Annotated in this window: 14 protein-coding genes; 11 read left to right on the top strand and 3 right to left on the bottom strand. The window is 70.4% G+C overall.

Features of this window, described 5'->3' with window-relative positions:
• Nucleotides 1-21: 21 nt before the first annotated feature.
• Nucleotides 22-1,467 carry a cytochrome ubiquinol oxidase subunit I gene (locus ACFQW6_RS05890; protein WP_378542228.1) on the bottom strand — a complete coding sequence of 482 codons (1,446 nt, stop codon included), beginning with the start codon at nt 1,465-1,467 and terminating at the stop codon, nt 22-24.
• Nucleotides 1,468-1,557: 90 nt separating this feature from the next.
• Here ACFQW6_RS05890 and ACFQW6_RS05885 point away from each other — a divergent pair, with 90 nt between their 5' ends.
• Together ACFQW6_RS05885 and ACFQW6_RS05880 are read left to right on the top strand one after the other, a co-directional pair.
• Entirely contained in the window at nt 1,558-1,947 is a 390-nt protein-coding gene (locus ACFQW6_RS05885) for a BlaI/MecI/CopY family transcriptional regulator (protein WP_378542226.1), read from the top strand.
• A 13-nt stretch (nt 1,948-1,960) separates the two neighbouring features.
• Nucleotides 1,961-2,827, top strand: a complete 867-nt coding sequence (locus ACFQW6_RS05880; protein ID WP_378542224.1) for a M56 family metallopeptidase — start codon at nt 1,961-1,963, stop codon at nt 2,825-2,827.
• A 101-nt stretch (nt 2,828-2,928) separates the two neighbouring features.
• On the opposite strand, the gene ACFQW6_RS05875 is transcribed toward ACFQW6_RS05880, so the two are convergent.
• Nucleotides 2,929-6,300, bottom strand: a complete 3,372-nt coding sequence (locus ACFQW6_RS05875) for a M4 family metallopeptidase (protein ID WP_378542222.1) — start codon at nt 6,298-6,300, stop codon at nt 2,929-2,931.
• A 256-nt stretch (nt 6,301-6,556) separates the two neighbouring features.
• On the opposite strand from ACFQW6_RS05875, the gene ACFQW6_RS05870 reads away from it, so the two are divergent.
• From ACFQW6_RS05870 to ACFQW6_RS05840, 7 genes are all read left to right on the top strand, one after another.
• Nucleotides 6,557-9,217: a DNA translocase FtsK 4TM domain-containing protein gene (locus ACFQW6_RS05870; protein WP_378542220.1), complete on the top strand. Its 2,661-nt coding sequence runs from the start codon at nt 6,557-6,559 to the stop codon at nt 9,215-9,217.
• The gene (locus tag ACFQW6_RS05865; RefSeq protein ID WP_378542218.1) at nt 9,217-10,917 is read left to right on the top strand and encodes a helix-turn-helix domain-containing protein; all 1,701 of its coding nucleotides are present in this window, start codon (nt 9,217-9,219) and stop codon (nt 10,915-10,917) included. The genes ACFQW6_RS05870 and ACFQW6_RS05865 overlap by 1 nt, the downstream gene beginning before the upstream one ends.
• Nucleotides 10,918-10,923: 6 nt before the next feature.
• On the top strand, nt 10,924-12,000 hold the full coding sequence (locus tag ACFQW6_RS05860; protein ID WP_378542216.1) for a serine hydrolase domain-containing protein: 1,077 nt from the start codon (nt 10,924-10,926) through the stop codon (nt 11,998-12,000).
• Nucleotides 12,001-12,152: 152 nt separating this feature from the next.
• Nucleotides 12,153-13,613 carry a 30S ribosomal protein S12 methylthiotransferase RimO gene (gene rimO, locus ACFQW6_RS05855; RefSeq protein WP_378542615.1) on the top strand — a complete coding sequence of 487 codons (1,461 nt, stop codon included), beginning with the start codon at nt 12,153-12,155 and terminating at the stop codon, nt 13,611-13,613.
• On the top strand, nt 13,610-14,251 hold the full coding sequence (gene pgsA / locus ACFQW6_RS05850) for a CDP-diacylglycerol--glycerol-3-phosphate 3-phosphatidyltransferase (RefSeq protein WP_378542214.1): 642 nt from the start codon (nt 13,610-13,612) through the stop codon (nt 14,249-14,251). Before rimO ends, pgsA begins: the two co-directional genes overlap by 4 nt.
• 250 nt (nt 14,252-14,501) lie before the next feature.
• Complete coding sequence (locus ACFQW6_RS05845; RefSeq protein WP_378542212.1) at nt 14,502-19,256, top strand: ExeM/NucH family extracellular endonuclease; 4,755 nt, start codon at nt 14,502-14,504, stop codon at nt 19,254-19,256.
• A 141-nt stretch (nt 19,257-19,397) separates the two neighbouring features.
• Nucleotides 19,398-21,734, top strand: a complete 2,337-nt coding sequence (locus tag ACFQW6_RS05840; RefSeq protein ID WP_378542210.1) for a bifunctional metallophosphatase/5'-nucleotidase — start codon at nt 19,398-19,400, stop codon at nt 21,732-21,734.
• Between the two features lie 39 nt (nt 21,735-21,773).
• On the opposite strand, the gene ACFQW6_RS05835 is transcribed toward ACFQW6_RS05840, so the two are convergent.
• On the bottom strand, nt 21,774-23,540 hold the full coding sequence (locus ACFQW6_RS05835; RefSeq protein WP_378542208.1) for a glycoside hydrolase family 15 protein: 1,767 nt from the start codon (nt 23,538-23,540) through the stop codon (nt 21,774-21,776).
• An 18-nt stretch (nt 23,541-23,558) separates the two neighbouring features.
• On the opposite strand from ACFQW6_RS05835, the gene ACFQW6_RS05830 reads away from it, so the two are divergent.
• Nucleotides 23,559-24,047 carry a CinA family protein gene (locus ACFQW6_RS05830; protein WP_378542206.1) on the top strand — a complete coding sequence of 163 codons (489 nt, stop codon included), beginning with the start codon at nt 23,559-23,561 and terminating at the stop codon, nt 24,045-24,047.
• Between the two features lie 120 nt (nt 24,048-24,167).
• Entirely contained in the window at nt 24,168-24,479 is a 312-nt protein-coding gene (locus ACFQW6_RS05825) for a helix-turn-helix domain-containing protein (protein ID WP_378542204.1), read from the top strand.
• Nucleotides 24,480-24,496 lie beyond the last annotated feature (17 nt).

Here is a 24,496-nt window from a genome sequence, read left to right as displayed (position 1 = left end):
GTCCGGCGGGAGGGCGGCTGGTCAGTAGGCGAAGGTGAGCGGGGCGTCCTCGTCGGAGCCGCCGATCTTGACGCGGGGCGGCTCGAGGTAGGGATCCGCACCCTTGTTGACGTAGGTGACGAGGAGCTTGACCTCGATCACCGCGAGCACGGCGTAGAGCGAGGTGAGCACGACGAGCGACGTGGCGGCCTCGAAGACCGAGACGCCGGGCGAGACGCCGGACTCGGTGGTCATCAGCCCGAAGACCACCCACGGCTGGCGGCCCATCTCGGTGAAGATCCATCCCCAGGACGAGGCGAGCGTCGTCGCGATCGGCAGGCCGAGCCCGAGCACGCCGAGCCAGCGCACGCCCGGCGTACGCCCCTGGCGCGTCAGCCACAGGATGAGGGCCGCGCCGCCCGCGGCGAAGAAGCCGAGGCCCATCATGAAGCGGAACGACCAGTAGGTCACGGGGATCACCGGGGTGTAGTCACCCTCGGTGAAGGCCTTCGAGGACGGGTCCGAGCCGTACGTCTCGGCGTACTGCTCGCGCAGCGGGTTGATGCCCTCGACCTTCCCGTCGAAGGAACCGGTGCCGAGGAAGGACAATAGGCAGGGGACCGTGACGGCGAACTTCTCCTCCTTCCCGTCGGGGGTGCCGAGGGTGAGGACGGAGAACGGCGCGCAGCTGTCGCTGGTCTCGTAGAGGCCCTCCGCGGCCGCCATCTTCATCGGCTGCACCTCGGTCATCACCTTGCCCTGCAGGTCGCCGGTGACGGCCACGCCGATCCCGGCGAGCAGGGTGATGACCGCGCCGATGCGGATGGCGCCGTGGTACATCGGCCGGTCGGCCTCGTGCTTCTTCTTCATGTAGAGGTAGGCCGAGACCCCGAGCAGGAAGGTGCCCGCTGTCATGTACGCCGCGAAGATCACGTGCGGGAACGTCACGACCTGGACCTTGTTGAACATCACCGCCCAGAAGTCGGTCAGCTCGGCGCGGCCGGTCTCGGGGTTGAAGCGGTGGCCGACCGGGTGCTGCATCCACGAGTTCGCGGCGAGGATGAACCACGACGAGGCCAGGGTGCCGAGGTGCACCAGCCACATGCAGGCGGCGTGCAGGCCTCGAGGAAGCTTGTCCCAGCCGAAGATCCAGAGGCCGAGGAAGGTCGACTCGAGGAAGAAGGCCAGCAGGCCCTCGATCGCGAGGGGCGCCCCGAAGACGTCGCCGACGAAGCGTGAGTAGTCCGACCAGTTCATCCCGAACTGGAACTCCTGGACGATGCCGGTGACGACGCCGATGGCGAAGTTGATGAGGAAGAGCTTGGCGAAGAACTTCGTCAGCCGGAGGTAGTCCTCCTTGCCGGTGCGCACCCACGCGGTCTCCAGCCCGGCGATGACCGCGGTGAGTCCGATCGTCAACGGCACGAACAGAAAGTGGTAGACGGTGATGATCCCGAACTGCCACCGGGCGATGTCGAGGACGTCCATGGGACCCTTTCGGCGAAGGAGTTACTACAAACTGTAGTAGATACTACGCCGTGTCGTAATTCGCAGGTCAGGGCCCCTAGACTCCTGTCCATGAGTCCAAGGTCCCGGATGGGGGAGCTCGAGCAGGCCGTCCTCGAGACGCTGTGGGACCTCGACGGCAGCGATGCCGAGCGCCCGGGCGTCAGCGGCCGCGCCGTGCACGACCGGCTCCAGGGGCGCGACGGGCGCGACCTGGCCTACACGACCGTGATGACCGTGCTCGATCGCCTCGCCCGCAAGGACGTCGTGGTCCGCGAGCGCGACGGACGCGCGTTCCGCTACGCACCACGACTCACAAGGGCCGCGATGACCGCCGAAGTCATGCACGAGGCGCTCGAAGCCACGCGCGACGACCGCGAGCAGGCCCTGGTCTCGTTCGTGGGAGAGGCCAGCGCCGAGGACCTCGCGGCCCTGCGACGCGCCCTCGACGACCTGGCCTGACCGGCCACCGGCGATGCCGCCCCCTGTCGTCCTCGGCGCGCTCTCGGTGCTGCTGGCCGGCCCGCTGCCGTGGGTGCTCTCGCGCTGGACCCGGCTCCGTCGTACGCCGGCCGCCGCGATGCTGCTCTGGCAGAGCGCTGCGCTGGCTGCCGTCCTCGCGGCGCTCGGTGCCGGGCTGTCGCTGGTGACCGCGCACCTGTGGGAGGACCCGGCCGGTCCCGCTGACGTCGTGCTCGCAGGTCTTGCGGGAGCGGTCACCGCGGTCGTGCTGGCCCGGCTCCTGCTGAGTGGCCACCGCACCGGCACCGCGCTGCGCCGCATGCGACGGCTGCACCGCGAGCGCGTCGACCTGGTCGCCCGGGTGGACGGGGGAGTCTCGGTCCTCGAGCACGACGTGCCCGTCGCCTACTGCGTCCCCGGCATGAGCCGCTCGCGCATCGTCGTGTCCCGATCGACCCTGACCCGCCTCGCGCCGGCCGAGCTCGGCGCGGTCCTCGATCACGAGCGCTCGCACCTGCGGGCGCGCCACGACCTGGTGCTGGAGGCCTTCACGGTCCTGCACCTGGCGTTCCCGCGCTGGGTCGCCAGCGCGTCGGCCCGGCGCGAGGTCGAGGTGCTCGTCGAGGTGCTCGCGGACCGCGCGGCGTGCCGTACGGGCGACCGGCGGGCGCTCCTCTCCGCGCTCGTGACGCTGGCGGGGTCGCCGGCGCCCGCCGGGTCGCTCGGCTCGGCCGGCTCGTCGCTCGCCGCACGGGTGGAGGCGCTGCGCGACACCCGGCCACACCCGTGGCAGTCGGCGGCCGTGTCGCTGCTCGCCGTGGCGATCCTGGCGCTGCCCACGCTCCTCGTGGTGCGGCCCTGGCTCACCGGCCTTCTCTGACGGCGCGGTCCGACCCGGTCCCGCCCATGACGTGCACGAACGCACGAGGGCCCCGGCGGAGATCCGCCGGGGCCCTCGTGTGCTTCGTGCTGGTATTCAGATCAGCGACGCGTGATCCGGAACGTCAGCTTGTCCTTGCTCCGCTTGACGATCTCGGAGCCCTTGTAGATGACGATGAGCTTGTGCTTGCCGACGCCGTAGTTCCTGCGGACCGTCATCACCGCCCGTCCGTCGTCCAGCTTGCGAGTGCCGACCTTCTTGCCGTCGATCCGGAACACGACCCGGCTCCTCGGCACGAGGACTTCACCCTTGGCGCGCACCTTGCCGATCACCGTGAAGTCCCGGTTGAACTCGGGAGTCTTCGGCGACACCTTGGCGACCGCCCGCGAGGCGACCCGCTTGACCTTTCCTGCCACGGTGGCGGTGAAAGCCGTGCTGGCCGGGGCCAGGGTCTCGGTGCCGAGGTAGGCCGCGGTCAGCGTGTGCTTCCCGGCTGGAAGGGTGGCCGGCAGGCCGATCGTCGCAGTGCCGCTGGCCAAGGTCCCGCGACCGAGCTCGGTGCCGTCGGCCTTCTTCACCACGACGACGCCGTCCGGTGCCGGACCGGTGGAACCGTCACGGGTGACGGTCACCTTGGCCGACGAGGCCTTGCCGGCCTTGGACGGTTCCGGCACGTGCGCTGCCGTGATGATCGTGGCGACCTTGCAGATGGTGACCTTCATGTTGTCGACCCACCAGCCGGTGACGCCACCGCAGCCGTCGCGACCGATGTCGAGGCGGAACTGCAGCCTGTCACCGTTCTTGACATTGAGTCGGCCCAGGTCGACGACCGAGGTGCCCCACTTGGTGGTGAGCTTGCCGCCGTCGGTCCCGGTGAAGGCAGGCTCGCCCGCCATCGGGTTGGTGTTGCCCGCCGATGCCGGCAGGAGGGTGCGCGGCGCGTTGAAGGCGTACGCCGACGCCGGCACGGCCTCGAACGCGCTGCCGTTGATGCTCACCTTCACGTTGCCACCATCCACGTCGAGCTCCGTCGCAACCGAGTGCTCGAACGAAAGTCGCTGGCCGGTGAGGGGCCCGGTGGGCATCGTGATGGTCGGGCTGATGATCGAGTCACGGCTGGAGAAGTCGCCGGGCCCGTTCACGCACTGACCGATGCGACCATCGGCGTTGCCGAAGGCGACCTGGCTGGTGTGCCCGGTCGGGTTGGTCACCGTGGTCCATGGCCGGGCGAGGCCGCCGGGGTAGACGATCTGCTGGTCGGTGCCCCACCCGTCGAGCCCGTCCTCGAAGTCCTCGCTCCAGATGACGGACTCGGAGAACCCCGTGCCGCAAGACACCTTGCCCTCGTTGAACAGCGGCTGGAAGTTGCACTGGGTGGGCTCCCTGCGGAGCTCGACCGCGGCCGCGGCGTTGTCGACCTGGGTGCAGTCGGCAGCCGTGATCGGTGCGGCGGCCACCGGGGTGGCGTCGGGCACGACGGTGAGCTTGTTGATCGCCTGCCCCGTCAGGTCGCGGCACGAGGCAGCCAGTGCATCCGCGTGGTCGACGAAGTCCGAGATCGGCGTCTGGTAGGCGGTCATCGCGCGGTAGTAGATCGCTGCGGCCTTGTCGAGGCCGATGCCCGAGATGGTCACGCCGTTGGACGTGCCGCCGTCGACCAGCAGCGCGTAGCCGTGGTTGGGCACACCGGAGTTGGTGTGCACGCCGCCGGCGTCGCTGGTGTCGCACTGGTACTCCGCGTCCGACACCTTGCCGGGGTCGCCGGCGCACGTCGGCATCCACATGTCGCGAATGGCGCCGCCGAAAGCGGTCGACTTCTCGCCCATCAGCCAGCGGTAGGAGTTGTCGGTCTGGTCGGTGCCGGAGAGGCGGATCGTGCCGTTGACCGGGCCTTTGGTGAGGCCGGCGACGATGCGCTGGCCGTCGGCCTGCGAGATGCCCACGACCGGGACGTCCAGAGGTGGGTTGATGCCCCCGCCGGGCGCGAACGGTCCGCCACCGTTGTTGTTGTAGAGGATCACGCCGATCGCGCCCGCTGCCCTCAGGTTCTGGGCCTTCACGGTGAAGGCACAGGTGCCGCGCTGGACCATCCCGATCTTGCCGTTGACGGCTGCGGCGTTGGTGATGGCGGAGCAGCCGTCGTTGGTGGCCGGTCCGGCTGCGTCGGCCGCGTCGAGGCCAAGAACGATGTCACTGGTGACGCCCGTCGTGTTCGGCTGGGCGGCCCAGCTGGCGCTTCCGGCGACACAGACCTTGGCGACGGTGGCAGGGGAGTTGAGGACGACCTGGACCGCACGCGGACCCGCGGCGGCGCAGAGTCCGTCGGTGCGCTTGGCGGTGAGGTCGCCCTCGCCCTCGTCGAGCTTGCCGTTGATCAGGTCGATCGTCTCGCCCCAGATGTCGGAGTAGGACTCGTTGAGGGCGCCGGCCTGCCACTGGTAGATCAAGCCGTGGGTGTACTCGGTGTAGGCGTGACCCCACTCGTGGGCCACCACGTCATCGGACGTGACCCCGTTGCAGTAGTTGGTCGTCGTGCCGTTCCAGTTGGCGTTGGGGCAGCTGATCCGACCGTCGTTGTTCACGGTCGTCATCGTGTGGCCGGCGGCGTCGTAGGAGTCGCGGTTGAAGACGTTCTTGAAGAACCAGTAGGAGTCGCCGGTGAAGTTGACCTCGTTCTGCTGGTCCTGGTTGAGGGTGCCCGGGAACGGGTCGCCCTCCTGCCACACCTGGGTGAAGGTGGCGGGGTTGCTCGAGCCGTTCGCCTCGATGAGTCGGCGGTTGAGCGCGCTGTCCACGAGGGAGTAGCGGTTGACCGGCTTGCCGGTATTGGCGTCGAGGATGACGACGTCGCGGATCGAGTCGCCGTTGCCGACCTCGGTGTACCAGGCGAGGACGGAGTCCCCGGCCTCGCCCTTGGTGGAGCCCTTGCGGTAGACGACCAGGCGCGGGTCGCTCGCCTCGAGGTCAGCGGTGCTCGTGGCACCGTCGTCGGTCGTCGGCGGCTGGGCCTCGACCACGCCGACCGCGTTCTGTGCAGCCTTGTCGGCAGGCACGCGCGGGTCGACGGACAGCGAGAGGTCGGGAGCGGCGTAGCCGTTGACCGACGTCAGGTCGCCCTGCTCGTCGACCTGGGCGCGCAGCATCGACCCGAAGACGTCGACGCCCCGGTAGGTCTGGGTGTAGGTGACGGTCCAGCCGGCGTTGGGCGCGACGTCCACACCCACCCGCTGGAGCTCGGCGGGGCGCGCACCGAAGTTGGTGGCGTACTGGTCGAGGTAGGCGTCGGCCTTGTCGCGCGCGCCGTCGAGGGAGTTGCCCGCGACGGACGGGAGCAGGTCGCCGTTGCCCTTCACTCGGATGAAGCCGACCTTGTTGGTCGCTCCTTCGCGCGTCACGGCCACCTCGCCGTCGGCCCGGTCGGCCATGGCTGAGACGCCGTTGGGGTCGGCCTGTGCGGCCGGTGCTGCTTGCACGCCGATTGTGGGAATAGCGGCGAGACCCGCCCCCACGACCGCGAGCGCAAGTCCTCTGTTGAGGAGCTTCACTCTGGTTCCTCCGATTCCGAGATGCACCCGGAACCCAAGTCGCCCGAGTGACCCGGCTCACTTTAAGTAGGACGTCCGACAATGGGAAGGGAGGGTGAAGGATCCACCCCCAAAGGGTGTGGCCGCACGACACGCACTCCTGTGGTCCCTGTGACGGGTGTGACGTGGCCGTAGGGTTCGGACCATGGCGACCCGTACGTCTTCCCCGCCGGGGTCGCGGAGCTCGAGCACGTCTGGATCCAAGCGCACCACCAAGGGTTCGAGCACCCGATCACGGAGTACCAGCAAGCGCCCCGCCCCTCGCTCCTCAGCGAAGGGCCGGAGCGGCTCGAGCGCGTCCGCGCGTCGTTCGGGCTCGCGCCCGGCGCCCCGTGCCGTCAGGAGCGGCCCCGGTCCGGTCGCGCGCAGCTTCGGCGTGCTCGGGAGAGGGGTCGCAGCCGTGTGGCTCGGCATCGCCCACGCTGTCGGCGCGGTCGCGCGGTCGATCGGACGATCCGCCCGCGACCTCGACCCGGAGCACCGCCGCGACGGCGTCGGGCTGTTCCTCTTCGGCGTCGCCATGGTCGTCGCGGCCGCCGTGTGGTGGCAGCTGCCCGGTGGGGTGATGGACTTCGCCCGCTCGGTGACCTCGGGGGCAGTCGGCAAGGTCGGCTGGTTCGTCCCGCTGTTCCTCGTCTATGCCGGGTGGCGCACCCTGCGTGACCCCGAGCGCAACGGTCCCGCCGGCCGACAGGTCATCGGGTGGGCCGCCTTCACGCTCGGGCTGCTCGGCATCGTGCACATCGCCAACGGCAACCCGCAGCCGGTGCTCGGCGACGCCACCAACCTTCAGGGTGCCGGCGGCGCGGTCGGCTACGTCACCTCGAGCCTGCTGCTCGACCTCATGCAGACGACGTACGTCGTCGTGCCGCTGCTGGCGCTGCTGGCGATCTTCGGCGTCCTCATCATCACCGCGACGCCCGTCTACCAGGTCCCGGTCCGGCTCGCCGAGCTGCGCGACAAGGCCCTGGGCCGCACCCCGGCCGCCGAGGCGCAGGACGACGAGCCCACGAAGCCGGCGCGAACGCGCCGCCGCTCGATGCTGGACGACGACATCGACCCCGAGATGGGTGACCCCGCCTACGACAGCCCGGTCCTCACCGACCGCGAGCTGCGCAAGCGCCGCAAGAAGAAGGAGGTCGAGCCGCAGGAGGACTACGGGATCGACCTGTTCGCCGACCCGATCGACTCCGGTGACTCCTCGGCCGACGCCCCCACCGAGGTCACCCCCGCTGTGGTCCCCGCCGTGGCGGGTGGCAAGGACGACACCGGACCGGTCGAGCCGCCGCCGCACACGCCGCTGCCCGCCCGCGTCGAGCAGCTCGCGCTGTCCGGCGACATCACCTACTCGCTGCCCGACAACTCCTCGCTCAAGCCCGGCTCGCCGCACAAGGCGCGCTCCAAGGCCAGCGACGCGGTCGTCGAGCGGCTGATGCAGGTGATGGACGAGTTCGGCATCGACGCCACCGTCACCGGCTACACCCGCGGCCCGACGGTCACCCGCTACGAGGTCGAGCTCGGCCCCGCGGTGAAGGTGGAGAAGGTCACGGCGCTGTCGAAGAACATCGCGTACGCCGTCGCGTCCGCCGACGTCCGCATCCTCAGCCCCATCCCGGGCAAGTCGGCGATCGGCATCGAGATCCCCAACACCGACAAAGAGATCGTCTCCCTCGGCGACGTGCTCCGGTCCACCACCGCGCGCTCCGACCACCACCCGATGGTCGCGGGGCTCGGCAAGGACGTCGAGGGTGGCTTCGTCGTGGCCAACATGGCGAAGATGCCGCACCTGCTGGTCGCCGGTGCGACCGGCTCCGGAAAGTCGAGCTTCATCAACTCGCTGATCACCTCGATCCTGATGCGGTCCACGCCCGACGAGGTGCGGATGATCATGGTCGACCCGAAGCGGGTCGAGCTGAACGCCTACGAGGGCGTCCCGCACCTGATCACCCCGATCATCACCAACCCCAAGAAGGCCGCCGAGGCACTGGCGTGGGTCGTGCGCGAGATGGACATGCGCTACGACGACCTGGCCAACTTCGGCTTCCGTCACATCGACGACTTCAACAAGGCGGTGCGGGCCGGCAAGGTCGAGGTGCCCGCGGGCAGCGAGCGCACGCTGACGCCGTACCCCTACCTCCTCGTCATCGTCGACGAGCTGGCCGACCTGATGATGGTCTCGCCGCGCGACGTCGAGGACTCGGTGGTCCGCATCACCCAGCTCGCCCGCGCGGCCGGCATCCACCTGGTGCTCGCCACGCAGCGGCCCTCGGTCGACGTCGTGACCGGCCTGATCAAGGCCAACGTGCCGTCCCGGCTCGCGTTCGCGACGAGCTCGCTCGGCGACAGCCGCGTCATCCTCGACCAGCCCGGTGCGGAGAAGCTGGTCGGCCAGGGTGACGGCCTCTTCCTGCCGATGGGCGCGTCCAAGCCGGTACGCGTGCAGGGCGCCTGGGTCACCGAGGCGGAGATCCACCAGGTCGTCAAGCATTGCAAGGACCAGCTCGAGCCGACCTACGTCGAGGAGGTGACGGCGCCGAAGGAGTCCAAGCGCGAGCTCGACGACGACATCGGCGACGACATGGAGCTCGTGGTGCAGGCCATCGAGCTGATCGTGTCCACGCAGTTCGGCTCGACCTCGATGCTCCAGCGCAAGCTGCGCGTCGGCTTCGCCAAGGCGGGCCGGCTGATGGACATCCTCGAGAGCCGCGGGGTCGTCGGACCCAGTGAGGGCTCCAAGGCCCGCGACGTCCTGGTCAAGCCGGACGAGCTCGATTCCGTGATTGCCACGTTGGAGGGAGGAGCCTGATGGGCGCCAGGTCGATGCAGGCAGCAGTGCACGAGGACGACACCACCTGGACCGAGACGGGGGAGCACGAGTCGCTCGCCGTCGCTCCCGACGCGGTGGAGGTACGCCGCAGCGCGGCCGTCGCCGCGGGCGTCGGGCTGACCGCCTCCGCGGTCGCCATCGCCTACCTCGCCCGCGCCACCCAGACCGGCTCGGTGCTCGACTGGGCGTTCGTGGTCGCGATGGGCCTCCTGGGCGCCTACTGGCTCGTCGGCCTCGTCGACGCCCGCACCCCGCTGCTCGTCGCCGACGCGCAGGGCATCCGGATCCGGCTCGGCCGCACCTGGCGCGGGCTGCCGTGGACGGCGGTGCACCACGTGGAGCACACCCCGCGGCAGGGCCTGCTGCGCGACGGCCGCCTGGTCGTCGTGCCCCACAACCTCGAGCTGATCGAGGCGGAGCTCACCGGCGCGGGCAAGCGGCACACGAGCATCTCCCGGCTGCTGCACGGCGCGCCGTTCGCCGTCCCGCTCGGGCTCTCGACGCGCGTCATCGGTGCGGACGGCGACCTGACCGAGGCCCTCGGCCGCGTCGCACGCGACGCCAGCCAGATCGTCGTCCTGGAGCCGGCTGCCGGCGAGGTCGAGGACTCCGGGCCCGCCGAGGCTGCAGAGTCCGTCGACCACCCGGAGGCCCGTGAGGCATCCGAGAACCCCGACGGCGCCGAGGCATCCGTGCCCTCGGAGCCCGAGGTCGTCGTCCCGGTCGTGGTCGCCAGCCCCACGCCGGCGGCGCTGCGCGAGACCGGTGCCGCCCGGCGCTCCGAGGTGCGGCGCGACGTCGTCGTCGAGGAGGAGGAGCCCGAGGGTCGTGAGCTGCGCCGCCCCGGTCGGGTCAGCCTCGTGGAGGAGACCCAGTCCTGGGGCGACCGCGTCCGCGCGATCGCGCGGCCGGGGGAGCCGGTCGAGCCGCTGGTGCTCGACGACTTCGAGGTCGAGCCCGCGGAGGACCCGGTCATCGGTCCCGAGCTCGCCGCGGCCCGCACCCGCCTGGGTCTGAGCGTCGACCAGCTGGCCGACCGCACGCGCATCCGCCCGCACGTGATCGAGGCCGTCGAGGTCGACGACTTCGAGCCCTGCGGTGGCGACTTCTACGCCCGCGGCCACCTGCGCACGCTCGCCCGCGTGCTCGGCATCGACGTCGCACCTCTGCTGGCGTCGTACGACGAGCGCTACGCCCACGCGCCCATCAACCCGCGGCGCGTCTTCGAGGCCGAGCTGGCCACCGGCGCCCACGGCTCGATCCGCGGCACGCGCGGCGGTCCCAACTGGTCGGTGCTCGTCGCCGTCGTCATGGCGCTCGTGCTCGCCTGGTCGATCGCCCGGCTGGTCATGGACACGCCGCCCGAGCTGCGCGGCGCCACCCCGGTCCTGAACGGCTCCGGCGGCCCGCAGGGTGCCGGCAACGCGCCGGTGGCCGAGCCCGTGTCCGTCGTGGTGACCGCCGCCTCCGGTGGGGCGAGGGTCGTCGTACGCGACGGCGCGGGGGAGCAGGTCTTCAAGGGCAGCCTCGCCGTGGGCCAGGCCCGGGAGCTCAAGGCCTCCCCTCCGGTACGGGTGGACTCGACCGACGGCGCTGTCACCGTCTCGCTCGCCGGCGGCGAGGCTCGTCCGGTCGGCGAGCCCGGCGTCGCCGGTCAGGGCACCTTCGTCGCCGACTGAGTCGTCGTGGCTCGCGAACCGGCAGCGGTGCTCGACGGCCTCGTGGCCTCGGGACGCGACCCGGGGTGCGCCGTGGCTGTCGTGCGTGACGGGGTCGTCGAGCTGGACCACGCCGCAGGCACCGTCGACGGTCGTGACCCGTGGGTGTCGGACACGCTGGTGATGACCTACTCGGTCGCCAAGCCGTTCGCTGCGCTGACCGTCCTCGACGGAGTGGCCGAGGGGGCTCTCTCCCTCGACACCACGGTCGCGTCGGTCTGGCCCGAGTACGCCGTCGCGGGCAAGGGCGGCACGACGGTCCGCCAGGTGCTGTCGCACCAGGCGGGCCTTCCGGTGTTTCCCGAGGAGGCGGCGGGGATGGCGTACGACGACCGGGAGGCGCTGGTCCAGCTCCTGGCGGGGGCCACGCCCGTCCACGAGCCGGGACGGGCCGTCGCGGAGCACGCCCTGACCTACGGGCACCTCCTCGACGAGGTGCTGCGCCGTGCCACGGGCGAGCACCTGGCTGAGCGCTTCGCGCGCATCGCCGGTGCAGGCGCCTGGGACCTCCACCTGCGGGTGCCCGAGCAGGACCTTCCCCGGGTGGCGACGGTGCAGGAGGTGACGTCGACCTGGCGCTCGGACTACGAGCGTGATCCGAGGTGGGGACCGGCGCTGGGGCGGCCTCCCGGGCTGCTCGACCCCGCCGCGCTCAACTCTGAGCGCTTCCGGCGTACGTCGTTCCCAGCCGTCGCGCTCCATGCCTCCGCCCTGGCGCTCGCTCGCTTCTACGACGACGTCCGTCGCGCGGACGGACTGGTGGCGCAGCGGCTCGGACATGAGACGTGGCGTGCCTACCTCGAGCCCGCGGCCGCAGGTCGAGACCTGGTCCTGGACCGCGAGGTCGTCTGGACTCTGGGCTTCCAGCGAGAGGAGGAGGACGGGCGCCTCGAGATCGGCATGGGCGGGGCGGGCGGCTGCTCGGCATGGACCGAGCCCGCCGCAGGCTACGGCGCTGCGTTCGTCAGCCGCGGCCTGGGCCGGCACGATCGGGGCGGAGACGTCTGGGAGGCCGTCAGGAGCATGTACGCGCCGACGTCCTGACGCAGGGCCGGCGACTCGCCCGGCCCCCGGCGGCGGGGTGAGAGGCTCCTCACCGCCTCCGCAGTGCGCGTCCGTGCGCCCCGACCCGGCATACTCACGGTGCGATGACCACCACTGAGTCCGAGACCCCCACCGCCGCGCCTGACGCACCCCTGCAGGTCGCCGTCGTGACCCTGGGCTGTGCCCGCAACGAGGTGGACTCCGAGGAGCTCGCCGGACGGCTCGAGGCCGGCGGCTTCGTGCTGGTCGACGACGCGGAGGACGCCGACACCGTCGTGGTCAACACCTGCGGCTTCGTCGAGGCCGCGAAGAAGGACTCGGTCGACACGCTGCTCGAGGCGGCCGACCTCAAGGCCTCAGCCGGCCACGGTGGCCGCGCCCAGGCCGTCGTCGCGGTGGGCTGCCTGGCCGAGAGGTACGGCAAGGACCTCGCCGAGTCGCTTCCCGAGGCCGACGCGGTCCTCGGCTTCGACGACTACCCCGACATCGCCTCCCGGCTGCGGGCGATCGTGGCCGGAGAGACCCACCACCCGCACACGCCGTCCGACCGACGGCGGCTGCTGCCGATCTCGCCGGTCGACCGCGACGCCTCCGGGATCTCCGTGCCAGGGCACCAGGACCGGCCCGACGTCGGTGACGTCGCAGAGATCGGTGCGGGTGCGCCCGTCACCGGCCCGCGCGCCGTACGCCGTCGCCTCGACGCCGGCCCGATGGCTCCCCTCAAGCTGGCCAGCGGCTGCGACCGGCGCTGCTCCTTCTGTGCGATCCCGAGCTTCCGTGGCTCGTTCGTCAGCCGTCGTCCGAGCGACGTCCTGCAGGAGGGCCGGTGGCTGGCCACGCAGGGGGTCAAGGAGCTCTTCCTCGTCAGTGAGAACTCCACGTCCTACGGCAAGGACCTCGGCGACCTCCGGCTGCTCGAGACGCTGCTGCCCGAGCTGAGCGGCATCGACGGCATCGAGCGGGTGCGCGTGTCCTACCTGCAGCCCGCCGAGACCCGTCCCGGCCTCATCGAGGCGATCGCCTCGACACCCGGCGTCGTCCCGTACTTCGACCTGTCCTTCCAGCACGCCAGCGCCGCGGTGCTGCGACGGATGCGCCGGTTCGGCGACCCCGACAGCTTCCTCGGCCTGCTCGATCAGATCCGCTCGCTGGCCCCGCTGGCCGGCGTACGGTCCAACGTCATCGTCGGCTTCCCGGGCGAGACCAAGGACGACCTGCAGACCCTGTGCGACTTCCTGGTCGCGGCCCGGATGGACGTCACGGGCGTCTTCGGCTACTCCGACGAGGACGGCACCGAGGCCGCGGGCTTCGCCGACGACCTCAAGCTCGACGACGACGAGATCCGCGCCCGCACCGAGCACGTCACGACCCTGGTCGAGGAGCTCAACGCGCAGCGCGCCGAGGAGCGCATCGGCGAGCAGGTGGCCGTGCTGATCGAGTCCGTGGACGACGGCGTCGTCGAGGGCCGGGCCGCACACCAGGGACCGGAGGTCGACGGTACGGCGACGCTGACCGGTGCCGGTCGCGCGGCCGTCGGCGACCTGGTGACGGCCACCGTCACGGGGACTGACGGTGTCGACCTGATCGCACGCACGGACGGAGCCCCGGCATGAGCGACGACCCCGCCGGCACCGAGCAGCAGACGGTGTCGAACTTCAACATCGCCAACGTGCTGACCACGCTGCGCATCGTCATGGTGCCGTTCTTCGGCTGGGCGCTGCTGGTCGACGGCGGCAACGACCCGTTCTGGCGGTGGGTCGCCTTCGGGCTGTTCGCCGTCGCGATGATCACCGACAAGATCGACGGCGACCTCGCGCGCAAGCACAACCTGATCACCGACTTCGGCAAGATCGCCGACCCCATCGCCGACAAGGCGATCACGGGCATGGCCTTCATCGGCCTCTCGATCGTTGGCGACATCTGGTGGTGGGTGACGATCATCGTGCTCCTGCGCGAGTGGAGCGTGACGCTGCTGCGGCTGTCGATCCTCAAGGACGTCGTCATCCCCGCCGCGCAGAGCGGCAAGGTCAAGACCGTCCTTCAGGCCGTCGCGCTCTCCGGCCTGATCTGGCCGCTGCCGCACGGCGACGCGCACGGAGGAGCCTTCGACTTCTGGCCCGGCCTGCTCGGTGAGGGGATCTTCTACCTCGCCCAGGTCATGCTGGCCGCCGCCGTCGCGATGACGATGTGGTCCGGGTACGAGTTCTTCCGCGACGTGCGGCGGCAGCGTCGGGTCCCCACCCAAGGGTGAGGCCTGTCAGGTGTCGACGACCGGGCCAGCGCGATTTCGTCACTGTTTGGTAGACATCCGTTCGCCGCCGCCGGGCGCAATTGTCGGTGGCATGGGTGAAGATCTGTCGGTCACATCAACCCGAACAGTCGGAGCACCCATGCGCGCACCGCTCCCCTCGCCGCGTCGTATCGCGGCAGGAGCCGGTCTGGCCCTCTTAGCGGCCGGATTCACCCCCCTTGCAGCATCAGCAAACCCTGCCGGTACCGGCTTGGTCATCAGCGAGGTCTACGGCGCCGGTGGCAACAACGGCGCCACCTACAACGCAGATTTCGTCGAGATCCACAATCCCACCGCCGCCCCGCTGAGCCTGGCGGGCAAGGCCCTCGAGTACCGCAGCGCCACCGGTGGCACCGGCGGCACCGTCACCCTGAGCGGCTCCGTCGCCGCGGGTGGTCGCGTCCTGGTCCGGATGAGCGACGCGGGCGCCACAGGCGCAGCGCTTCCGACGCCCGACATCACCGCACCGACCCCAATCGGCATGAGCGGCTCCAGCGGGCAGGTGCTCCTCATCAACGGGTCGGGGCCCTTCACCGGCAGCGGCAACGTGGCCGGCAACACCGGTCTGGTCGACATGGTCGGCTACGGGACTGCCACGACGTTCGAGACGGCGTCCACGGGTGTCGCCTTGACCTCGACGACCTCGGCGCAGCGGGCTGCCAACGGTGCAGACACGGACGCCAACGCCCCGGATTTCTCCGAACTTGCACCGACGCCGCAAGGAGGCGGCTTGGTCGTGGTCCCACCGACCGAGCGCACGGCCACCATCGCCGAGATCCAGGGCACCGGTGCAACGTCGCCATTCGTCGGTGACATCGCCACCACCACGGGCGTCGTGACCGCCGTCTACCCGATCGGTGGGTTCAACGGCTTCACCATCCAGGCGGGCGGCACCGGTGGTGCGACCGACGCGACTCCCGGGGCTTCCGACGGCATCTTCGTATGGGGCGGCTCGACGGGATTCACCACCTACCCGGAGATCGGCGACTCGGTCGAGGTCAAGGGCACGGTCGCCGAGTTCGCCTCGAGCGGGGCAAGCCTCACCCAGCTCGCCGACGCGACGTTCACCGAGCTGGGCGCAGTCCTGGCGCCCGTCTCCGCGGTGACCGGCCCCTGGTGGACGACCGACGCCGAGCGCGAGGCGCACGAGAGCGAGCTCTTCGACCCCACGGGCGACCTCACCGTCACCAACAGCTACGCCACCTGGCAGTTCGGTGAGATCGGTCTCGCGACCGGCACCACGCCGCTCGTGGCGCCGACGGAGGTCCGCGACGCGCAGACGGGCAGCCCGAACCAGGTCGCCGCTGACAACGCTCGCCGGCTGGTCACGCTCGACGACGGCAAGTCCCAGAACTTCGCGGGCTCTGCGAACGACGTCCCGATGTCCTGGCTCGACACCAGCCACCCGGTCCGGGTCGGCGCCGCCGCGACTCTCAAGGGCGCCTTCGTCGTCGACCACCGCAACGGCCTGTACAAGCTGCAGCCGACTGCTCCGGTGAACGGCCTCGGGACGTCCGTGGCGGAGTTCGAGAACACGCGCTCGGAGAACCTCGCCCCCGCCGACGTCGGCGGTGACATCCGGCTGGCCACCTTCAACGTTCTCAACTACTTCCCGACGACCGGCGTTGAGTACGTCGCCAGCGGTGCGGGTACCTGCACCTACTTCAACGACCGGGCCGGAGACCCCGTGGCGGTCAACAGCTGCACCAACAACGGTCCCCGTGGTGCTGCCGACCAAGACGACTTCCTCGCCCAGCAGGCCAAGATCGTCACGGCGATCAACAAGCTGGACGCGAGCGTGGTCTCCCTGGAGGAGATCGAGAACTCGGTGAAGTTCGGCAAGGACCGCGACGACGCCGTCAGCAGGCTCGTCACCGCCTTGAACGCCGCCGCTGGTGCGGGCACGTGGGACTACGTCCGCTCGCCCGCGGCCGCAGACCGCCCGACCCCGGCCGAGGAGGACGTGATCCGCACGGCCTTCATCTACAAGCCGGCGGACGTCGCTCCTGTCGGGGTGTCGCGGATCCTCAAGGACGAGGTGAACTTCGACAACGCCCGCGAGCCGCTGGCGCAGGCCTTCAAGGCCGTCGGTGCCCCGGACTCCGAGGCATTCGGCGTCGTGGTGAACCATTTCAAGTCCAAGGGCTCCGGCGCCGACGACGGGACCGGTCAGGGCCTCGCCAACGCCGACCGAGTGGGGCAGGCCAACGCGCTCAGCGCCTTCGCTGGCCAGTTTGCCTCGGACCGCGGCATCGATGCCATGTTCCTCGCCGGTGACTTCAACGCCTACAGCAAGGAAGACCCGGTCCAGGCCCTCGAGGCTGCCGGGTACATCAAGCTCGAGTCGACCGACGACCCGACGGAGGAGTCCTACTCCTTCCAGGGCCTGTCTGGTTCCCTCGACCACGTCTTCGCCAACGCCGCCGCGAAGGCGCTCGTCACGGGCGTCGACGTCTGGAGGATCAACGCAGACGAGACGCTCGGCTACCAGTACAGCCGGTCCAACTACAACGTGACCGACCTCTACGAGGCCAACCAGTTCAACGCCTCCGACCACAACCCCGAGGTCGTCGGCCTCAAGTTCCCGGAGGACGAGGGCACCACCGACGTCAACCTGCTCAACATCAACGACTTCCACGGGCGCATCGACGCCAACACGACGAAGTTCGCGACGACCATCGAGCAGCTGCGCTACGCCGAGGGCGAGGCCAACACCCTCTTCCTGTCGGCCGGTGACAACATCGGCGCCTCGCTGTTCGCCTCGGCGATCCAGGACGACGACCCGACGCTCGACGTGCTCGACGCGCTCGACCTGCGTGCGTCGGCGGTCGGCAACCATGAGTTCGACCAGGGTTTCGCAGACCTGCGCGACGACGTGATCCCCGACGTCGACTTCGCCTACTTGGGCGCCAACGTCTACCGGAAGGGCACCACCACCCCGGTGCTCGACGAGTACGACGTCTTCGAGGTCGACGGCGTGCGTGTCGGCGTGATCGGCGTTGTCACCGAGGAGACGCCGGCGCTAGTGAGCCCCGGTGGCATCGCGGACCTGACGTTCGGTGACCCCGTCGCCGCGGTCAACCGCGTCGCCGCCGAGCTGTCGGACGGCATCCGGACCCGTCAGAACGGCGAGGCCGACGTCATCGTCGCCGAGTACCACGAAGGTGCTGGCGCCAGCCTCCCGGACACCGCCACGTGCGCCGAAGAGGTGGCCGACGGCGGCACGTTCGCGCGGATCGCCACTGCGACCTCGGCGGAGGTCGACGCGATCTTCACCGGTCACACTCACAAGGTCTACGCCTGTGACCTCCCCGTTCCGGGAGGCAAGGGCAAGACCCGGCCGGTGCTGCAGACCGGCTCGTACGGTGACAACGTCGGCCAGGTCGTGCTGACGGTCGATGACCAGACCGGTGAGGTCGAGGGTTACACGCAGCGCAACGTCGCCCGCGCAGCCGCTGAGAACCTGAGCTACCCCCGGGTCCAGGAGGTCAAGCAGATCACCGACGCAGCGCTCGCCGAGGCCGCCCGGATCGGCAACCAGCCGATCGGACGCATCGCGGACGACATCACAACTGCCTACACGGGTGGGACCTACGGACCCGACGGCTACTCGGTGGCCAACCCTGCCAACGGCCGCGACGACCGTGCCGCGGAGTCGACGCTCGGCGGCTTTGTCGCCAACGCCCTCCGGGACGGCGTCTCCGAGTTCGCCGAGCCCGACTTGGGCCTGACCAACCCCGGAGGGCTCCGCGCGGAGCTGCTGTACGCCGGGAACACGTCGAGCAACCCGCTCAACACCGATGGCGTGGTGACCTACGCCGAGGCCAACGCGGTGCTGCCGTTCAACAACACGGTGGCGATCGTCGAGCTCACCGGCGCGCAGCTGAAGGAGGTCATGGAGCAGCAGTGGCAGACCAACGCGGACGGCACGGTGCCGTCGCGTCCCTACCTGCAGCTCGGGTTCTCCGACAACGTCAATGTGGTGGCCGACGAGTCCAAGCCGGCCGGCTCTCGGATCGTCTCGGTGCGCATCGACGGCCAGCCGCTCGACCTGGCGGCGACCTACACGGTCTCCACGCTGTCGTTCTTGGCGCAGGGCGGTGACAACTTCCGCGCGTTCACCGGCGGGAGCTACGTCGACACCGGCCTGCTCGACGCCCAGCTCTGGCGCGACTACCTGGCCACCGGCACGGAGGCGGCGCCGCTGGCGCCCGACTTCGCCCGTCAGCAGGTCTTCGTCGAGGGCCTCGGGGCCACGATCACCCCGGGCGAGACCAGCAGCTTCACGCTGGGTCGTCCGACCGGGGACACGGTTGCGCCGATCACCGGTACGAAGCTCGACCTGACGTCGCTGGGCAGCCCGGCCAACACCGCGGTCGTGGCCACGCTCGTCGACGGGACGACGGAGACCGACCTCGGTACCTTCCCCGTCACCAACGGCGTCGCCTCGGTGACGCTCGAGCTCTCGGCTGACGCCGCCGGTGCGATCGTGCGCCTGGTGGCCGAGCCGAGCGGCACGACGGTCGAGGTCCCCGTGGTGGCAGCGGGCGCGGAGCCGACGCCGACCCCGGAGCCGACGCCGACGCCGACCCCGACTCCCACCCCGACTCCCACCCCGACGCCCACGCCGACGCCGACGCCGACGCCGACGCCGACCCCCGCGCCGACCCCGGAGCCGGAGAAGGTGGAGCCGACCCTGAAGGCCGTCAATGCCAAGGGCGAGGTTGGCGAGAAGGTGCGCTTCAAGGTGAAGGTCAAGGCCGGCGACGAGAGCGCCACCGGCTGGATCAAGGTGCGCCGCAAGGGCAGCGACAAGGTCTACCGGTTCAAGGTGAAGGACGGGGTGGCGATCGTGAAGCTGCCTGCCTTCAACCGGCCCGGGACCAAGAAGCTGGTCGTGCGCTACCTGGGCGACGACAACGTCAAGCGCGACAAGATGGTGGTGAAGCTCAACATCAGGCGCTGACCTGACACCACCAGCCGCGGCCCCCGCCCTGCTCTGCAGGGCGGGGGCCGTCGGCCATTTCTCCGGCGTTCTGCCGGGAAAAAACCCGCAAAGCCGTGGTAGGTCTGATGTGTCTCGCCCCCCTGTTGAAAGGCCACCCTTGTGCCAGCATCACGGACCGGTCGCCGAGTTGCCCTCGCGACCTCACTGACGGGGCTGCTCGCAGCGCCGCTCGCCGTCATCGCCACGACAGCACCGGCCCACGCGGCGCCTGTCACGATCCAGGTCCTGGCGACCAACGACTTCCACGGCCGCCTGATCAACGAGGACGGCACGGGAGGGACGACCAACGGCGTCACTGCTGGCGCGGCAATCCTCTCCCGCGCCGTCAAGGAGCTGCGGGCGGCCAACCCGAACACCGTGTTCGCAGCCGCGGGCGACCTCATCGGCGCCTCGACGTTCGAGTCCTTCATCCAGCACGACAAGCCGACTCTCGACGCTCTCAACGAGGCCGGGCTCGAGGTCTCCGCCGCCGGCAACCACGAGTTCGACGCCGGCTACAGCGACCTGGTCAACCGGGTCATGAAGCCCGCCAGCGCGTCCAACCCCGAGGGCGGTGCCAACTGGCAGTACCTCGCGGCCAACGTCCGCAAGCGGTCCGACAACTCGTACGCGCTCCCGGACGTGGCGGCGTCGCCCGGCACCTCCGACGGCGCGACCTGGTACAAGGACTTCGGCAGCGTCCGGGTGGGCTTCGTCGGTGCGGTCACCGAAGACCTGCCGAGCCTCGTGTCGCCCGCCGGCATCGCAGACGTCAAGGTCTCCAGCATCGTCACCGAGGTCAACGCCGGGGCGGCCGCGTTGCGGACGGCCGGGGCCGACGTCGTCGTGATGCTGGTGCACGAGGGCTCCGCGACGACCAGTTGTTCCGGGGTCTCCGACGACAGCGCCTTCGGACGGATCGTCAAGGGCGTCGGCACGAACGTCAACGCCATCGTGTCCGGCCACACCCACCTGGCCTACAACTGCTCCTACAGCGGTGTCCCGGTGGTCTCGGCCGGTCAGTACGGCATGGCGCTGAACCAGCTCCAGTTCACGGTCGAGGACACAACGGGTGCGGTCACCGCGGTCACGTCGGACATCAGGTACCTGAAAGCGCAGACGTCCCCGTTCGCGGCGAACTACCCCGCAGACCCCGCCGTCACCACCATCGTCAACGACGCGAGGGCCAAGGCAGACGTCCTCGGAGCGGTCCCGCTGGGCAGGCTCGCAGGTCCGTTCAGCCGGGCCAGGCTCGCCGACGGCACCACGGAGAACCGTGGCGGCGAGTCGACCCTCGGCAACCTGGTCGCCGAGGTTCAGCGGTGGGCGACGCAGACGCCGCAGGCGGGCGGCGCGCAGATCGCCTTCATGAACCCGGGTGGTCTGCGAGCGGACATGGTGGGCAACCCCGGCGGCTTCCCGTCCACGCTGACCTACAAGCAGGCCGCGGTGGTCCAGCCGTTCGCCAACACGCTCGTGAACATGAAGATGACGGGGGCGCAGATCAAGGAGGTCCTCGAGCAGCAGTGGCAGCGTGACGGCAACGGTGCGGTGCCGACGCGGCCGTTCCTGCGCCTGGGCACGTCGAAGGGATTCTTCGCGACCTACGACCCGACCCACCCGGAGGGCAACCGGGTCACGAGCATGTGGCTCGACGGCAAGGCCATCGAAGCGACCACCGCCTACTCGGTGACGGTCAACTCGTTCCTGGCGAGCGGTGGTGACAACTTCCGGGCCTTCACCAAGGGCACCGGAAAGCGCGACACCGGCAAGGTCGACCTGCAGGCGATGGTCGACTACATGGCCGCGTTCGCCTCCACGTCGCCGCAACCCGTCAACACCCGGCAGCAGCACGTCGGTGTCAGCTGGCCCGCGGACGCCCCCCGCTTCTACCGGATCGGGCAGGACTTCAAGGTCAACCTGTCCTCGCTCGCGATGACGGGGCCGGGGGATGCCAAGGACGCCACCCTCGACATCAAGGTGGGCGACGTCAAGCGCAGCCCGGCGAAGGTCGACAACACCGTCGGCACCACTCCGTTCGACGAGAGCGGCAAGAGTGCGGTGCGGTTCGGGCTGAACGGCAAGGTGAAGAAGGGCAAGCAGGTCGTGACCTTCACTGGACCGACGACCGGCACGACGTTCTCGCTTCCGATCGACCTCCGCAAGGCCAAGCCCGAGGTCAAGGTCCGCACCAAGCCTGGCCGGATCGTCGCTGGTGAGACCCGCACCCGGGTGAAGATCAAGGTCACGGCCCTCGGCCTCTCCGAGGTGAGCGGCAAGATCGTCGTGAAGGTCGGCGGCCAGAAGTACAAGGCCAAGCTGAAGGACGGCAAGGCGTTCGTCCGCGTCGACCGCTTCGCCAAGACCGGCCAGAAGTCTGTCAAGGTGAAGTACGCCGGCAACCGCAAGGTGCAGGACACCACGGAGTTCATCAAGATCAAGGTGCGTCGCGACTGACCTGCGAGCCCCTGAGCCTCCTCGCGGCCCTCGTCCTGCTCAGCGCAGGGCGAGGGCCGCTTGCACGAGCGCGAGGTGGCTGAACGCCTGCGGGAAGTTCCCCGCCATCCGGCCGTGCCGGGCGTCGTACTCCTCCGAGAGCAGGCCGACGTCGTTGGCGAGGCCGCACAGGCGGTCCATCAGCTCCATCGCCTGGTCACGGCGCCCGGCCTTCGCGAGGGCGGACACCAGCCAGAAGGAGCAGGCGAGGAACGGGTGCTCGTCGCCCGCGATCCCGTCGACCCCCGTCTCGGTGCGGTAGCGCAGCAGCAGGCCGCCGTCGTCGAGGTCGGTGATCACCGCGTCGATGGTGCCCAGCACCCGCGGGTCGTCGCCGGGCAGGAACCCGACCAGCGGGATGGTGAGCAGCGAGGCGTCGACGGAGGTCGTGTCGTAGTGCTGCGTGAACGTTCCGCGCTCGTGGTCGAGGCCCTTGTCGAGGATCTCCTCGCGCACCCGGTCGCGCAGCTCGCGCCACCTCGCGACCGGGCCGTCCAGCCCGTGCTGCTCGACCGCCTTCACCGCGCGGTCGAAGGCCACCCACACCATGACCCGGGAGTGGGTGAAGTGCCGCTGCGGCCCGCGGATCTCCCACAGCCCGTTGTCCGGCTCGTCCCAGCGCTCGGCGAGCTCGTCGACCAGCGCCCGCTGCAGGGACCAGGAGTTGTGGGTCTCCTCGAGGCCGGCGTCCCGGGCGAGCTCGAGCGCGATCATCACCTCGCCCAGCACGTCGTTCTGGCGCTGTGACACCGCGCCGTTGCCGATCCGCACCGGGCGGCTGTCGGCATAGCCCGGCAGGTGCGGCACCTCGCGCTCGGGCAGCTGCCGGCCACCGTCGACGGTGTACATGATCTGCAGGTCGGCGGGGTCACCGGCCACGGCCCTCAGCAGCCAGTTCCGCCACTGCAGCGCCTCCTGTGCGTAGCCTGCGCCGAGCAGCGACTCGAGGGTCAGGGCCGCGTCACGCAGCCAGCAGAAGCGGTAGTCCCAGTTGCGCTCGCCGCCGAAGTCCTCGGGCAGCGACGTGGTCGGCGCCGCGACGATGCCGCCGGTCTCGGCGTGGGTCATCAGCAGCAGGGTGAGCAGGCTGCGTCGCACCATGTCGGCGTGCGGCACGTTCCCCGGCGAGCGTGCGGACCACTCGCGCTGCCCCGCGGTCGTGGCGTCGATCCGCTCGTCGAAGCCGAGAGGCCGGGGGATGTCGCGCCACGAGCGCACCCAGGTCGTGGAGAAGGTGACCTCGTCGCCTGCGGTCATCTCGAACTCGTCGCTGTGGTGGCCGTCGTGACCGCGGGGGAGGTGCGGCCCGCGCAGCACGAGCTTGTCCGGACCGGCGACCGCCACGACGACCTCGTTGCCGTGCGCCTGCTCCCGGCTCACCCATGGGCGCACGTGGCCGTAGTCGGTGCGCACCACCCAGTCGTGCCGGATCCGCACCGTGCCGCGCGTGCAGGTGAGGCGGCGTACGACGTCCGCGCGGTCGTCGCCGACGGGCATCACGTCGAGCAGCACCACTTCGCCGTCCTCGACCGTGAAGGTGGTCTCGAGGCACGCGGTCCCGTCGAGGTACTGCCGCGACGTGGCGACCACCTCGTCGGCTGGGGCGAGCAGCCAGCGGCCGTTCTCCTCGGTGCCTAGCAGTGCGGCGAAGCAGGCGGGGGAGTCGAAGCGCGGCAGGCACAGCCAGTCGATCGACCCGTCCTTGCCGACCAGGGCGGCCGTGCCCCGGTCGCCGATCAGTGCGTAGTCCTCGATGGGGAGCGCCATGCGGCTAGTGTCGCCGACATGTGGTCAGCCGAGCCGGACGGCAGCCTCGCCGCGCGCGTCCTCGAGACCCTGGCAGGTCGCGGCGAGACGCTCGCGACGGCCGAGTCCCTGACCGGAGGACTGCTGTCGGCCCGGCTCACCGACGTGCCGGGCGCCTCGCGCAGCTTCGTGGGCGGCGTGGTGTCGTACGCCTCCCGCGTGAAGGTGTCGGTGCTCGGCGTGCCCCCCGAGGTGGTGCAGGAGCACGGCGTCGTCTCGGAGGAGTGCGCCCTCGCGATGGCACACGGTGTGCGTGGCCGGCTCGACGCGACGTGGGGCCTGGCCACCACCGGGGTCGCCGGACCCGACCGGCAGGAGGGTCGGGCGGTCGGGACCGTGTGGGTCGCGGTCGCCGGTCCTGCGGGAGCGACGACCCGGTTGCTGGCGCTCGGCGGCGACCGGGCGGCGATCCGGCAGGCGTCGTGCGTCGCGGTCCTCGAGCTCCTCGCCCGCGAGCTGGGGGAGTGACCCATCGCGACGGCCGGACGTGCTCAAACCGAGGTATCCCCGCGGGAAGAAGGAGGCCTCGGGTAGCGTTGGGCACAGAGACTTCCCTCATCCGGACATCCCGAGAGTAAGGACTCGCGCATGGTGCTCTTCCGACGACTGCTCGGTGACGTGCTGCGCAGTGCCCGGATGCAGCGTGGGATGACCCTGCGGGAGCTCTCTGCGGAGGCCCGGGTGAGCCTGGGCTACATCTCCGAGATCGAGCGGGGCCAGAAGGAGGCGTCCTCCGAGCTCCTCGCGTCCCTGTGCCAGGCGATGGACCTGCCGCTGTCCGACGTGCTGCGTGACGTCGCCGACGCGGTGTCGATCGAGGAGGCCGCCGTGGGCGTGGTCGTGAGCACGCCGCTCGGCGCCGGCCGCCCGGCCCGCGACGTGGTCGCCTCCGCAGCCTGACCGGACCGATGGCCCGG

The organism is Nocardioides sp. GCM10028917 (assembly GCF_042666175.1).
Lineage (GTDB): Bacteria > Actinomycetota > Actinomycetes > Propionibacteriales > Nocardioidaceae > Nocardioides.
Note: the sequence above shows the minus strand (reverse complement) of the source record. Positions and strands in the feature narration are given on the sequence as shown.